This window comes from Serratia sp. N21D137, from assembly GCF_047530005.1.
Lineage (GTDB): Bacteria > Pseudomonadota > Gammaproteobacteria > Enterobacterales > Enterobacteriaceae > Chania > Chania fonticola_B.
The window spans coordinates 1-14,215 of sequence record NZ_JBLJAJ010000043.1; the positions used below are offsets into that span (position 1 = coordinate 1).

A 14,215-nucleotide genomic window follows, 5' to 3' on the forward strand; every position below is an offset into this window, starting at 1 on the left:
CCATCGAACTGCCAGAAGGCGTAGAGATGGTAATGCCAGGCGATAACGTGAACATGGTTGTTACCCTGATCCACCCAATCGCTATGGACCAAGGCTTGCGTTTCGCAATCCGTGAAGGCGGCCGTACCGTTGGCGCTGGTGTTGTTGCCAAAGTTATCGCTTAATCGCGGATAATATTTGACGCGACATGCGATAAAAGGGCATCATTTGATGCCCTTTTTCTACGCTGTGAACTAGAACCTATCTCATCAGCGATTTTGCAGTCATAATCATTGGTGAGATGGGCTCTTAAACGGTATTGACTGAAATACGTCATGGCGTAAAACACCGGGATGCTGCCAAGCGGCATCTGTTCGGTTTGGTTTGCCTCGCATTGCGAGGCAAAGTTGTTTGTTCGAATCATTAGTGACAGGTTGGTTTATGAGTGCGAATACCGAGGCTCAAGGGAGCGGGCGCGGCCTTGAAGCGGCCAAGTGGTCAATCGTCGCCGTTCTGTTGGTTGTGGCTATCGTCGGTAACTATTACTACCGTGATTTCAGCCTGCCGCTGCGTGCGTTGGCCGTTGTCGTGGTTATTGCCGTTGCTGGTGCAGTGGCATTGATGACCACTAAAGGCAAAGCCACCGTTGCGTTTGCGCGCGAAGCGCGTACTGAAGTACGTAAAGTGATCTGGCCAACTCGTCAGGAAACGTTACACACCACGTTGATCGTTGCCGCGGTAACCGCCGTGATGTCACTGATTCTGTGGGGCCTGGATGGTATATTGGTCCGTCTGGTATCGTTTATTACTGGCCTGAGGTTCTAAAATGTCTGAAGCCCCAAAAAAACGCTGGTACGTCGTTCAGGCGTTTTCCGGTTTTGAAGGTCGCGTAGCGCAATCGCTGCGTGAACATATCAAACTGCACGATATGGAAGAGCTGTTCGGCGAAGTCATGGTTCCCACCGAAGAAGTGGTGGAGATCCGTGGTGGTCTGCGTCGTAAGAGTGAGCGTAAATTCTTCCCTGGCTATGTACTGGTTCAGATGGTGATGAATGACGCCAGCTGGCACTTGGTGCGCAGTGTTCCTCGTGTTATGGGCTTCATCGGTGGAACTTCCGATCGTCCTGCACCGATCAGCGATAAAGAAGTGGACGCGATTATGAACCGCCTGCAGCAGGCTGGTGATAAGCCACGTCCGAAAACGATGTTCGAGCCGGGTGAACTGGTGCGCGTCAACGATGGTCCATTTGCTGACTTTAACGGCGTCGTTGAAGAAGTGGACTACGAGAAGAGCCGCCTGAAAGTGTCTGTCTCCATCTTTGGCCGTGCAACGCCGGTGGAACTGGACTTTAGCCAGGTAGAAAAAGGCTGATCAAATAATCAGCAAGGCGAGCGGATTTGTGGCTTGTCAGAGGCGCGAAATTGAACTATAATTTCGCGCCTTTTGTTTTTAGATGTCTTGCTCTTGCAGCGAGATAAAACACGGGGAGCCTCTCAGGAGGCGATATTACCCAAACGAGGAAATTTCAATGGCCAAGAAAGTACAAGCCTACGTTAAGCTGCAAGTTGCAGCCGGTATGGCTAACCCAAGTCCACCAGTTGGTCCAGCTCTGGGTCAGCAAGGTGTTAACATCATGGAATTCTGTAAGGCATTCAACGCTAAAACTGACAGCGTTGAGAAAGGCCTGCCGATCCCGGTTGTTATTACAGTTTATTCTGATCGCTCCTTCACTTTCGTTACCAAAACCCCGCCAGCAGCAGTTCTGCTGAAGAAAGCGGCTGGTATTAAATCTGGTTCCGGCAAGCCGAACAAAGATAAAGTTGGCAAAGTGACTAGTGCACAGGTTCGTGAAATCGCAGAAACCAAAGCTGCGGACATGACTGGTTCTGACGTTGCAGCGATGATTCGCTCCATCGAAGGTACTGCTCGTTCCATGGGCCTGGTAGTGGAGGATTAAGAAATGGCTAAGCTGACCAAGCGCATGCGCGTGATCCGTGACAAAGTTGATGCTACTAAACAGTATGACATCCTCGAAGCTGTTGCTCTGCTGAAAGAGCTGGCCACCGCTAAATTCGTAGAAAGCGTTGACGTTGCCGTTAACCTCGGCATCGACGCTCGTAAATCAGACCAAAACGTACGTGGTGCTACCGTTCTGCCACACGGCACCGGTCGCAGCGTTCGCGTTGCCGTATTTGCCCAGGGCCCTAACGCTGAAGCTGCTAAAGCTGCAGGCGCAGAGCTGGTAGGTATGGAAGATCTGGCTGACCTGATCAAGAAAGGCGAGATGAACTTCGACGTGGTTATTGCTTCCCCGGATGCAATGCGCGTTGTAGGTCAACTGGGCCAGGTTCTGGGTCCACGTGGTCTGATGCCTAACCCGAAAGTGGGTACCGTTACTCCTAACGTTGCAGAAGCTGTGAAGAACGCTAAAGCAGGTCAGGTTCGTTATCGTAACGACAAAAACGGTATCATCCATACCACTATCGGTAAGGTTGATTTCGACACAGACAAGCTGAAGGAAAACCTGGAGTCTCTGCTGGTTGCGCTGAAAAAAGCCAAACCATCTCAGGCAAAAGGCATGTACATCAAGAAAGTTAGCCTCTCCACCACCATGGGTGCTGGCGTTGCTATCGATCAAAGCGGTCTGAGTGCTGTAGCGAACTAATCACCTGGTGATTAATCGCTTTGACTTGGGGGTGGGATTCATCTAGAATCTTATCCCCCAAGGTTCTGCTACGTGCGGAACAACAGATTTTTCGGTTGGAGCCTGGCCTATCCAGGCCTCCGTCCAAGACCGCAGGTGTGCCGTAAGGCACTTAATCCTTCCTGCGTAGACGGTGACAGAGCCTAAAGAAATTTTTTCTTTTTTAAAAAGAATGGTCTTTGCTGGATTCTGCTCACCGTGTTAAGCCGCTCAACGGCGCGTGTTCGCACAAACTGTTGAGTGAAGTGAGTTCCGGGGATTTTCCCCGGCTAAATCCAGGAGCAAAAAGCTAATGGCATTAAATCTTCAAGACAAACAAGCGATTGTTGCTGAAGTCAACGAAGTAGCCAAAGGCGCGCTGTCTGCGGTAGTTGCGGATTCTCGTGGCGTTACCGTTGATAAAATGACTGAACTGCGTAAAGCAGGTCGTGAAGCTGGCGTTTACATGCGTGTTGTTCGCAACACCTTGATGCGTCGCGTAGTTGAAGGCACTGCGTTCGAATGCCTGAAAGACACGTTTGTCGGTCCTACCTTGATTGCATTCTCTACTGAACACCCGGGCGCTGCTGCTCGTCTGTTCAAAGAGTTCGCGAAAGCGAATGCAAAATTTGAGGTTAAAGCTGCGGCCTTTGAAGGTGAGCTGATCCCTGCGGCACAAATCGACCGCTTGGCAACGCTGCCTACTTACGATGAAGCAATCGCACGCCTGATGGCAACCATGAAAGAAGCCGCTGCCGGCAAATTGGTTCGCACTCTGGCTGCAGTACGCGATCAGAAAGAAGCGGCATAAGCCTCTCTCTTTCTTAGCCTTTGCTTACGTATTTAAACTATTTCTGAATTTTAGGAACTTTTGTTATGTCTATCACTAAAGACCAAATTATCGAAGGCGTTGCAGCCCTGTCTGTAATGGAAATCGTTGAACTGATCGCCGCTATGGAAGAGAAGTTCGGTGTTTCTGCTGCTGCTGTAGCTGCAGGTCCTGCTGCTGCTGTTGAAGCTGCTGAAGAAAAAACTGAATTCGACGTTGTACTGAAAGGTATCGGCGCGAACAAAGTTGCAGTAATCAAAGCAGTACGTGGCGCAACTGGCCTGGGTCTGAAAGAAGCTAAAGACCTGGTTGAGTCTGCACCAGCAGCACTGAAAGAAGGCATCAGCAAAGACGACGCTGAAGCACTGAAAAAAGCTCTGGAAGAAGCTGGCGCTGAAGTTGAAGTTAAATAAGCCACTGCTTTTGGAGTGCAGTCTGTTTTAACTAACAGACTGATGGCTGGTGACTTTTTGGTCACCAGCCTTTTTGCGCTGTAGGGCGTCAGTAGAGTTTCACACTGTTTGACTACTGGCTAACCCCAATATTTCTTTCTATCGACGACTTAATATACTGCCCTCTGCGCCGCAGCCGAATCTGCCGCCACGGCAATGAAATGATTTAAGCGTGATAGAAACGAGTATTGCGGAAAGTGTTCTCGCTTTCCGGTCAACAAAACGGTGTTGCATGAACCGTCCCCTACCCGGACGGACAATAGGTTCGACTTTCCAGCGAGCTGAGGAACCCTATGGTTTACTCCTATACCGAGAAGAAACGTATTCGTAAGGATTTTGGTAAGCGTCCACAAGTTTTGGACATACCTTATCTCCTTTCTATCCAGCTTGACTCGTTCCAGAAATTTATCGAGCAAGATCCAGAAGGGCAATACGGCTTAGAAGCCGCATTCCGTTCTGTTTTCCCGATCCAGAGCTACAGTGGCAATTCGGAGCTGCAATACGTTAGCTACCGTCTTGGTGAGCCGGTGTTTGACGTTAAAGAGTGCCAGATCCGTGGTGTGACGTACTCTGCACCGCTGCGCGTAAAACTGCGCCTGGTCATCTACGAACGTGAAGCACCAGAAGGTACGGTCAAAGACATCAAGGAACAAGAAGTCTATATGGGCGAAATTCCGCTCATGACCGAAAACGGTACCTTTGTCATTAACGGTACTGAGAGGGTTATCGTATCCCAGCTGCATCGTAGTCCTGGTGTGTTCTTCGACAGCGATAAGGGCAAAACCCACTCCTCGGGCAAAGTGCTGTATAACGCACGTATCATCCCTTACCGTGGCTCATGGCTGGATTTCGAGTTTGACCCGAAAGACAACCTGTTCGTGCGTATCGACCGTCGCCGCAAACTGCCTGCGACCATTATTCTGCGCGCGCTGAGCTACACCACTGAGCAGATCCTTGACCTGTTCTTTGAGAAAATTGTTTTCGAGATCCGTGATAACAAGCTGCAGATGGAGCTGGTTCCAGAGCGTCTGCGTGGTGAAACTGCGTCCTTCGATATCGAAGCCAACGGTAAGATCTACGTTGAGAAAGCGCGCCGTATCACCGCTCGTCATATCCGTCAGCTCGAAAAAGACGAAATTCGCAGCATTGAAGTACCGGTTGAGTACATCGCGGGCAAAGTGGTCGCGAAGGACTATATCGATACCAATACCGGCGAATTGATCTGTGCAGCCAACATGGAGCTGTCACTGGATCTGTTGGCCAAGCTGAGTCAGTCAGGCCACAAGCGTATCGAAACGCTGTTCACCAACGATCTGGACCACGGTGCGTACATCTCTGAAACCGTACGTGTCGACCCAACCAGCGATCGTCTGAGCGCTCTGGTAGAAATCTACCGCATGATGCGCCCTGGTGAGCCACCAACGCGTGAAGCGGCGGAAAGCCTGTTCGAGAACCTGTTCTTCTCTGAAGACCGCTACGATCTGTCTGCGGTTGGCCGGATGAAGTTCAACCGTTCTCTGCTGCGTGACGAGATCGAAGGTTCGGGCATCCTGAGCAAAGACGACATCATCGAAGTGATGAAGAAGCTCATCGATATCCGTAACGGTAAAGGCGAAGTGGACGATATCGACCACTTGGGCAACCGTCGTATCCGTTCCGTTGGCGAAATGGCCGAGAACCAGTTCCGTGTCGGTCTGGTACGTGTTGAGCGTGCGGTGAAAGAACGTCTGTCCCTGGGCGATCTGGATACCCTGATGCCTCAGGACATGATCAACGCCAAGCCAATTTCGGCGGCGGTGAAAGAGTTCTTCGGTTCAAGCCAGCTGTCCCAGTTTATGGACCAGAACAACCCGTTGTCCGAGATCACGCACAAACGTCGTATCTCTGCATTGGGCCCAGGCGGTCTGACCCGTGAACGTGCCGGCTTTGAAGTTCGAGACGTACACCCGACTCACTACGGTCGCGTGTGCCCAATCGAAACGCCGGAAGGTCCAAACATCGGTCTGATCAACTCCTTGTCCGTGTACGCACAGACCAACGAGTATGGCTTCCTGGAAACCCCGTACCGCCGCGTGCGTGACGGCGTGGTGACCGATGAAATCAACTATCTGTCTGCTATTGAAGAAGGCAACTTCGTTATCGCTCAGGCGAACTCCAACCTGGACGAAGAAGGCCGCTTTGAAGAAGACCTGGTTACCTGTCGTAGCAAAGGCGAATCAAGCCTGTTTAGCCGCGACCAGGTTGACTATATGGACGTATCAACCCAGCAGGTTGTTTCTGTTGGTGCTTCACTGATCCCATTCCTGGAACACGATGACGCCAACCGTGCATTGATGGGTGCGAACATGCAACGTCAAGCGGTGCCAACCCTGCGTGCTGACAAGCCGCTGGTAGGTACCGGTATGGAACGTGCCGTAGCGGTTGACTCCGGTGTTACTGCCGTTGCCAAACGTGGTGGTGTGATCCAGTACGTGGATGCTTCCCGTATCGTTATCAAAGTTAACGAAGACGAGATGTACCCGGGCGAAGCAGGTATCGATATTTATAACCTGACCAAGTACACCCGTTCTAACCAGAACACCTGTATCAACCAGATGCCTTGTGTGAATCTGGGTGAGCCAATCGAGCGCGGCGACGTGCTGGCAGATGGCCCGTCTACAGACCTGGGTGAACTGGCATTGGGTCAGAACATGCGCGTCGCGTTCATGCCTTGGAACGGCTACAACTTCGAAGACTCCATCTTGGTCTCCGAACGTGTAGTACAGGAAGATCGCTTCACCACCATCCACATCCAGGAACTGGCTTGCGTGTCTCGCGACACCAAACTGGGGCCGGAAGAGATCACTGCTGACATCCCTAACGTGGGTGAAGCAGCGCTCTCCAAGCTGGATGAATCCGGTATCGTGTATATCGGTGCAGAAGTGACCGGTGGCGACATTCTGGTTGGTAAGGTAACGCCGAAAGGTGAAACCCAGCTGACGCCAGAAGAGAAGCTGCTGCGTGCGATCTTCGGTGAGAAAGCGTCTGACGTTAAAGACTCTTCTCTGCGCGTACCAAACGGCGTTTCCGGTACGGTTATCGACGTGCAGGTCTTTACCCGCGATGGCGTGGACAAAGACAAACGTGCGTTGGAAATCGAAGAGATGCAGCTGAAGCAGGCGAAGAAAGACCTGACTGAAGAACTGCAGATCCTGGAAGCTGGCCTGTTCGCTCGTATCCATGCGGTACTGGTTTCTGGTGGTATCGAAGCCGAGAAGCTGAGCAAACTGCCACGCGATCGCTGGTTGGAACTGGGCCTGACCGACGAAGACAAGCAAAACCAGCTGGAACAGCTGGCAGAGCAGTACGACGAACTGAAATCCGACTTCGAGAAGAAGCTGGATGCCAAACGTCGTAAGATCACCCAAGGCGACGATCTGGCACCAGGCGTGCTGAAAATCGTCAAGGTGTATCTGGCCGTTAAGCGTCAGATCCAACCGGGTGACAAGATGGCAGGCCGCCACGGTAACAAGGGTGTTATCTCCAAGATCAACCCGATCGAAGATATGCCTTACGATGAAAACGGTACGCCGGTTGACATCGTTCTGAACCCGCTGGGCGTTCCATCGCGTATGAACATCGGTCAGATCCTGGAAACTCACCTGGGTATGGCGGCGAAAGGCATTGGTGAGAAGATCAACCAAATGCTCAAGCAGCACCAGGAAGTGGCCAAGCTGCGTGAATTCATCCAGAAGGCTTACGATCTGGGTGACGGCGTTTGCCAGAAAGTTGACCTGAACACCTTCACCGACGACGAAGTCTTGCGTCTGGCAGAGAACCTGAAAAAAGGTATGCCGATCGCAACCCCAGTCTTCGATGGTGCGAAAGAGTCAGAAATCAAGCAACTGCTGGAAATGGGCGGTATCCCGACTTCAGGTCAGATTACGCTGTTTGATGGCCGTACCGGCGAGCAGTTCGAGCGCCAGGTAACCGTCGGCTATATGTACATGCTGAAACTGAACCACTTGGTTGACGATAAGATGCACGCGCGTTCTACCGGTTCTTACAGCTTGGTTACTCAGCAGCCGCTGGGTGGTAAGGCGCAATTCGGTGGTCAGCGCTTTGGTGAGATGGAAGTGTGGGCGCTGGAAGCATACGGCGCAGCTTACACCTTGCAGGAAATGCTTACCGTTAAGTCGGATGACGTCAACGGCCGTACCAAGATGTACAAAAACATCGTGGATGGCGATCACCGTATGGAACCAGGCATGCCGGAGTCCTTCAACGTACTGTTGAAAGAAATCCGCTCGCTGGGTATCAACATCGAACTGGAAGGCGACTAATCGCTATTCCAGCTCTGGCTCCCGACCTTAGGGAGCCAGAGGGTGGTTGTTCAGGTCACACGGGCGCACGATTTGTCAGCGTGCTCCCAACAGGTTTAACTCCGACAGGAGCCAATCCGTGAAAGACTTATTAAAGTTTCTGAAAGCGCAAACTAAGACCGAAGAGTTTGATGCGATCAAGATTGCTCTGGCATCGCCAGACATGATCCGTTCATGGTCGTTCGGTGAAGTTAAAAAGCCGGAAACCATTAACTACCGTACGTTCAAACCTGAGCGTGACGGCCTTTTCTGCGCCCGTATCTTTGGGCCGGTAAAAGATTACGAGTGCCTGTGCGGTAAGTACAAGCGCTTGAAACACCGCGGCGTGATCTGTGAGAAGTGCGGCGTTGAAGTGACCCAGACCAAAGTACGCCGTGAGCGTATGGGCCACATCGAACTGGCTTCCCCAACTGCGCACATCTGGTTCCTGAAATCGCTGCCTTCGCGCATCGGTTTGCTGCTGGATATGCCGCTGCGTGACATCGAACGTGTACTGTACTTCGAATCCTACGTGGTAGTAGAAGGCGGTATGACCAACCTCGAGCGTCGTCAGATCCTGACTGAAGAGCAGTATCTGGATGCGCTGGAAGAGTTTGGTGACGAATTCGACGCCAAGATGGGTGCGGAAGCTATTCAGGCCCTGTTGAAAAACATGGATCTGGAAGCCGAGTGTGAGCAGTTGCGTGAAGAGCTGAACGAAACCAACTCCGAAACCAAGCGTAAGAAGCTGACCAAGCGTATCAAGCTGCTGGAAGCGTTCGTGCAATCTGGTAACAAGCCAGAGTGGATGATCCTGACCGTGCTGCCGGTACTGCCGCCAGATCTGCGTCCATTGGTTCCACTGGATGGTGGCCGTTTCGCGACTTCAGATCTGAACGATCTGTACCGCCGCGTGATCAACCGTAACAACCGTCTGAAACGCCTGCTGGATCTGGCTGCGCCTGACATCATCGTGCGCAACGAAAAGCGTATGCTGCAAGAAGCGGTAGATGCCCTGCTGGATAACGGCCGTCGCGGTCGTGCTATCACCGGTTCCAACAAGCGTCCTCTGAAATCTTTGGCCGACATGATCAAAGGTAAGCAGGGTCGTTTCCGTCAGAACCTGTTGGGTAAACGTGTTGACTACTCTGGTCGTTCTGTTATCACCGTAGGTCCATACCTGCGTCTGCATCAGTGCGGTCTGCCGAAGAAAATGGCACTGGAGCTGTTCAAACCGTTCATCTACGGCAAGCTGGAACTGCGTGGCCTGGCCACAACGATCAAAGCCGCCAAGAAAATGGTTGAGCGCGAAGAAGCTGTCGTTTGGGATATCCTGGACGAAGTGATCCGCGAACACCCGGTACTGCTGAACCGTGCACCAACCCTGCACCGTTTGGGTATCCAGGCGTTTGAACCGGTTCTGATCGAAGGTAAAGCGATCCAGCTGCACCCGCTGGTTTGTGCGGCCTACAACGCCGACTTCGATGGTGACCAGATGGCTGTTCACGTACCGTTGACGCTGGAAGCCCAGCTGGAAGCGCGTGCGTTGATGATGTCTACCAACAACATCCTGTCACCAGCGAACGGCGAGCCAATCATCGTTCCTTCTCAGGACGTTGTATTGGGTCTGTACTACATGACTCGTGACTGTGTTAACGCCAAAGGCGAAGGCATGGTTCTGACGGGTCCTAAAGAAGCTGAACGCGTTTACCGCGCCGGTCTGGCCTCTCTGCATGCACGCGTAAAAGTGCGTATTACAGAAGAGATCAAGAATACCGAAGGTGAATCTGTTCACCAGACTTCGATTATTGATACCACCATCGGTCGCGCCATCCTGTGGATGATCGTACCGCAAGGTCTGCCTTACTCGATCGTGAACCAGCCTCTGGGCAAGAAAGCGATCTCCAAGATGCTGAACACCTGTTACCGCATCCTGGGCCTGAAGCCGACCGTCATCTTCGCCGACCAGATCATGTACACCGGTTTTGCTTACGCTGCCCGTTCAGGCGCATCCGTAGGTATCGATGACATGGTTATCCCAGCCAAGAAAGCAGAGATCATCGAAGAAGCGGAAACCGAAGTTGCCGAGATCCAGGAGCAGTTCCAGTCTGGTCTGGTTACCGCGGGCGAACGCTACAACAAAGTGATCGATATCTGGGCTGCGGCGAACGAACGTGTTGCTAAAGCGATGATGGAAAACCTGTCGGTTGAAGACGTGGTTAACCGTGACGGCGTGGTGGAACAACAAGTTTCCTTCAACAGCATCTTTATGATGGCCGACTCCGGTGCTCGTGGTTCTGCCGCTCAGATCCGTCAGTTGGCGGGTATGCGTGGCCTGATGGCCAAGCCAGATGGCTCCATCATCGAAACGCCAATCACAGCGAACTTCCGTGAAGGTCTGAACGTACTCCAGTACTTCATCTCCACGCACGGTGCTCGTAAAGGCTTGGCGGATACCGCACTGAAAACGGCAAACTCCGGTTATCTGACCCGTCGTCTGGTTGACGTGGCGCAGGACCTGGTAGTGACCGAAGATGACTGTGGTACTCACAACGGCATCATGATGACTCCGGTTATCGAAGGTGGTGACGTTAAAGAGCCACTGCGTGAACGCGTTCTGGGTCGTGTGACCGCTGAAGATGTCATCAAGCCGGGTACGGCAGACATCCTGGTGCCACGCAACACCCTGCTGAACGAGAAGACCTGTGACCTGTTGGAAGAGAACTCTGTCGACAGCGTTAAAGTCCGTTCCGTAGTTAGCTGTGAAACCGACTTTGGTGTGTGCGCCAACTGCTATGGTCGCGACCTGGCACGTGGCCACATCATCAACAAAGGTGAAGCTATCGGCGTTATCGCGGCCCAGTCCATCGGTGAGCCGGGTACACAGCTGACGATGCGTACGTTCCACATCGGTGGTGCGGCATCTCGTGCGGCAGCAGAATCCAGCATCCAGGTGAAGAACAAAGGTAACCTGAAGCTGAGCAACGTGAAGTTCGTTATGAACGCCTCAGGCAAGCTGGTCATTACCTCGCGTAATACCGAACTGAAGCTGATCGACGAATTCGGCCGTACCAAAGAAAGCTACAAAGTGCCTTACGGTGCCGTAATGGGCAAAGGTGATGGTGCAGAAGTTAACGGCGGCGAAACCGTTGCTAACTGGGATCCACACACCATGCCGGTTGTGACCGAGGTGAGCGGTTTCATTCGCTTCGCCGATATGGTTGACGGCCAGACCATTACCCGCCAGACCGACGAACTGACCGGTTTGTCTTCTCTGGTGGTACTGGACAGCGCAGAACGTACCGGTAGCGGTAAAGACCTGCGTCCGGCACTGAAAATCGTTGATGCCAAAGGCGACGACGTATTGATCCCAGGTACTGATATGCCTGCTCAATACTTCCTGCCGGGTAAAGCGATTGTGCAGCTGGAAGACGGCATTCAGATCGGTGCGGGTGATACCCTGGCGCGTATTCCTCAGGAATCCGGCGGTACCAAGGATATTACCGGTGGTCTGCCACGCGTTGCGGATCTGTTCGAAGCACGTCGTCCGAAAGAGCCGGCAATCCTGGCTGAAATCAGCGGGATTATCTCGTTCGGTAAAGAGACCAAAGGCAAACGTCGCCTGGTAATCTCTCCACTGGACGGTAGCGATGCTTACGAAGAGATGATCCCTAAATGGCGTCAGCTCAACGTGTTCGAAGGTGAAATTGTGGAACGTGGTGACGTTGTTTCTGACGGCCCAGAATCTCCACATGACATTCTGCGTCTGCGTGGTGTGCATGCGGTTACCCGCTACATCACCAACGAAGTGCAGGAAGTTTACCGTCTGCAAGGCGTTAAGATTAACGATAAACACATCGAAGTTATCGTTCGTCAGATGCTGCGTAAAGGGACCATCGTTAGCGCTGGTAGCACCGAGTTCCTGGAAGGCGAACAGGCTGAAGTATCACGCGTCAAGATTGCTAACCGTAAACTTGCTGCTGAAGGCAAGATCGAAGCAACCTTCTCACGCGATCTGCTGGGTATCACCAAGGCTTCCTTGGCGACCGAGTCCTTCATCTCTGCTGCATCGTTCCAGGAAACGACGCGCGTTCTCACCGAAGCGGCTGTTGCCGGTAAGCGTGATGAACTGCGCGGCCTGAAAGAGAACGTGATCGTGGGCCGTCTGATCCCAGCCGGTACCGGTTACGCTTATCATCAGGATCGTATGCGCCGTAAGGCTCTGGGTGAAACTCCGGTTGTTCCGCTGGTTAGCGCGGAAGAAGCGACAGCCAACCTGGCCGAATTGCTCAACGCTGGCAACCTGGGTGGCAGTGACGAATAAGTCACCTGATCCCTGACTGTACGTTTTGCAGTGAATGACTAAAGCCCTGGCTATCCTAGCCGGGGCTTTTTGTTGTACAGTGCTGTAAAGTTAAAATAACGGAACAGGCATGGACACCTCAACTTCAGTCAGTGGCAGCCGCGCTGCCAACAGCGAAATAACCTCACCAATCCAGTACTCTCAAAGCCGGGCGCGGCGTGCCGCCTGGGGAAGCTTTGTTGGCGCCGTAGTCGATTGGTACGACTTCCTACTGTACGGAATAGTTGCCGCTTTAGTCTTTAACACCGAGTTTTTCCCGCAGGTCAGCCCAACGATGGGCACGCTGGCCGCCTTTGGCACCTTTGGCGTCGGTTTTCTGTTCCGCCCGCTAGGTGGCATGGTATTCGGGCACTTTGGCGATAAGCTGGGCCGTAAGCGCATGCTGATGATCACCGTCTGGATGATGGGGATCTCTACGGCGTTGATTGGCCTGTTGCCCTCTTTCGATTCAGTCGGCTGGTGGGCCCCGGTCATGCTGGTACTGCTACGAGCGGTGCAAGGGTTTGCCGTGGGGGGCGAATGGGGCGGTGCCGCCTTGCTGGCGGTGGAAAGCGCGCCGAAGAAGCGAAAAGCCTTTTACAGCAGCGGCGTACAGATTGGTTTTGGCGTCGGGTTGCTGTTGGCTACCGGCTCGGTTTCCCTCGTCAGCCACTTCACCAGCAATGCGGACTTTATTAGCTGGGGCTGGCGTTTGCCGTTCCTGTTCAGCCTGGTGCTGGTCGCCATTGCCTGGTGGATCCGTAACGGCATGGACGAGTCGCAGGAGTTTGAAGCCAATAAAACGCTGCACGAACGGGCCGAGAAAATCCGCAAGTTCCCAATCTTTGAGGCGCTGCGCCAGAATCCCAAAGCCTTCTTGTTGATCATTGCCCTACGCTTTGGCGAGCTGCTGACGATGTATATCGTCACGGCCTTTGCCATGAACTACTCGACCACCCATCTTGGCCTGTCACGGGATCTGTTCCTGAATATCGGCTTGTTGGTGGGAGCGGTGAGCTGTGTCTCGATCCCTTGCTTTGCCTATTTGGCCGATAGCTTTGGCAGACGGCGGATCTACGTGACGGGAGCATTGATTGGTGTTGCCAGCACGGTCCCGTTTTTCATGGCGCTCGAGAGCCGTAACACGGTGATGATTATCTTCTTTGCCATCATGCTGGGAAATATGGCACACGACATGCTGGTTAGCGTGCAGCAGCCGATGTTTACCGAACTGTTCGGCACTGCATACCGTTATAGCGGTGCTGGAGTGGGTTATCAGGTCGCAAGCGTGGTCGGCGGGGGCTTCACGCCGTTTATTGCCGTGTTGCTGGTGGAGTTGATGGACGGCTCCTGGCATCTGGTTGCCGCCTATCTGGCGCTGGGATGTTTGCTTTCGGCCATTGTAGGTCTGCGTATGAAACCTCAGGCGGCCGAATAAAACAAAGGAACCGGAAGCGTGCGGCCAGTCCCCGCACGCTCCGGCGTTTGGTAAGCAAGGTTATCAAGAGGGGGAGATAACCTTGGTTGGCTTAGAAACGCCTGCCAACACCGCCACTATAACCAGGCCATTTTTCCCTGCCAGCTTGCCT

9 protein-coding genes and 1 pseudogene are annotated in these 14,215 nt (G+C 52.9%); all 10 read left to right on the plus strand.

Features of this window, described 5'->3' with window-relative positions; all coding sequences use genetic code 11:
- Positions 1-164: pseudogene (gene tuf, locus ACMV5H_RS23075) on the plus strand (elongation factor Tu); the annotation flags it as partial.
- 256 nt (positions 165-420) lie between these two features.
- Positions 421-804, plus strand: coding sequence for a preprotein translocase subunit SecE (gene secE, locus ACMV5H_RS23080; protein WP_021182153.1), 384 nt, complete (start codon positions 421-423; stop codon positions 802-804).
- A gap of 1 nt (position 805) precedes the next feature.
- Positions 806-1,351 carry a transcription termination/antitermination protein NusG gene (nusG, locus tag ACMV5H_RS23085; protein ID WP_021182154.1) on the plus strand — a complete coding sequence of 182 codons (546 nt, stop codon included), beginning with the start codon at positions 806-808 and terminating at the stop codon, positions 1,349-1,351.
- Between the two features lie 157 nt (positions 1,352-1,508).
- The gene (gene rplK, locus ACMV5H_RS23090; RefSeq protein WP_021182155.1) at positions 1,509-1,937 is read left to right on the plus strand and encodes a 50S ribosomal protein L11; all 429 of its coding nucleotides are present in this window, start codon (positions 1,509-1,511) and stop codon (positions 1,935-1,937) included.
- Positions 1,938-1,940: 3 nt separating this feature from the next.
- Positions 1,941-2,645 carry a 50S ribosomal protein L1 gene (gene rplA / locus ACMV5H_RS23095; protein WP_021182156.1) on the plus strand — a complete coding sequence of 235 codons (705 nt, stop codon included), beginning with the start codon at positions 1,941-1,943 and terminating at the stop codon, positions 2,643-2,645.
- A gap of 331 nt (positions 2,646-2,976) precedes the next feature.
- Complete coding sequence (gene rplJ / locus ACMV5H_RS23100) at positions 2,977-3,474, plus strand: 50S ribosomal protein L10 (protein WP_021182157.1); 498 nt, start codon at positions 2,977-2,979, stop codon at positions 3,472-3,474.
- A gap of 65 nt (positions 3,475-3,539) precedes the next feature.
- A complete protein-coding gene (rplL, locus tag ACMV5H_RS23105) occupies positions 3,540-3,905 on the plus strand; it encodes a 50S ribosomal protein L7/L12 (RefSeq protein WP_021182158.1) in 366 nt (121 codons plus the stop codon).
- Between the two features lie 332 nt (positions 3,906-4,237).
- A complete protein-coding gene (gene rpoB, locus ACMV5H_RS23110) occupies positions 4,238-8,266 on the plus strand; it encodes a DNA-directed RNA polymerase subunit beta (RefSeq protein ID WP_021182159.1) in 4,029 nt (1,342 codons plus the stop codon).
- 118 nt (positions 8,267-8,384) lie between these two features.
- Positions 8,385-12,608, plus strand: a complete 4,224-nt coding sequence (gene rpoC / locus ACMV5H_RS23115; RefSeq protein WP_021808068.1) for a DNA-directed RNA polymerase subunit beta' — start codon at positions 8,385-8,387, stop codon at positions 12,606-12,608.
- 109 nt (positions 12,609-12,717) lie between these two features.
- Positions 12,718-14,064 carry a shikimate transporter gene (gene shiA / locus ACMV5H_RS23120; protein ID WP_414822567.1) on the plus strand — a complete coding sequence of 449 codons (1,347 nt, stop codon included), beginning with the start codon at positions 12,718-12,720 and terminating at the stop codon, positions 14,062-14,064.
- Positions 14,065-14,215: the final 151 nt, after the last annotated feature.

Excerpts from the sequence above, each read along its gene's own strand:
- nusG (WP_021182154.1), top strand. The coding sequence starts at position 806 with ATGTCTGAAGCCCCAAAAAAACGCTGGTACGTCGTTCAGGCGTTTTCC.
- shiA (WP_414822567.1), top strand. The coding sequence starts at position 12,718 with ATGGACACCTCAACTTCAGTCAGTGGCAGCCGCGCTGCCAACAGCGAA.
- secE (WP_021182153.1), top strand. The coding sequence starts at position 421 with ATGAGTGCGAATACCGAGGCTCAAGGGAGCGGGCGCGGCCTTGAAGCG.
- rplL (WP_021182158.1), top strand. The coding sequence starts at position 3,540 with ATGTCTATCACTAAAGACCAAATTATCGAAGGCGTTGCAGCCCTGTCT.
- rplA (WP_021182156.1), top strand. The coding sequence starts at position 1,941 with ATGGCTAAGCTGACCAAGCGCATGCGCGTGATCCGTGACAAAGTTGAT.
- rplJ (WP_021182157.1), top strand. The coding sequence starts at position 2,977 with ATGGCATTAAATCTTCAAGACAAACAAGCGATTGTTGCTGAAGTCAAC.
- rplK (WP_021182155.1), top strand. The coding sequence starts at position 1,509 with ATGGCCAAGAAAGTACAAGCCTACGTTAAGCTGCAAGTTGCAGCCGGT.
- rpoB (WP_021182159.1), top strand. The coding sequence starts at position 4,238 with ATGGTTTACTCCTATACCGAGAAGAAACGTATTCGTAAGGATTTTGGT.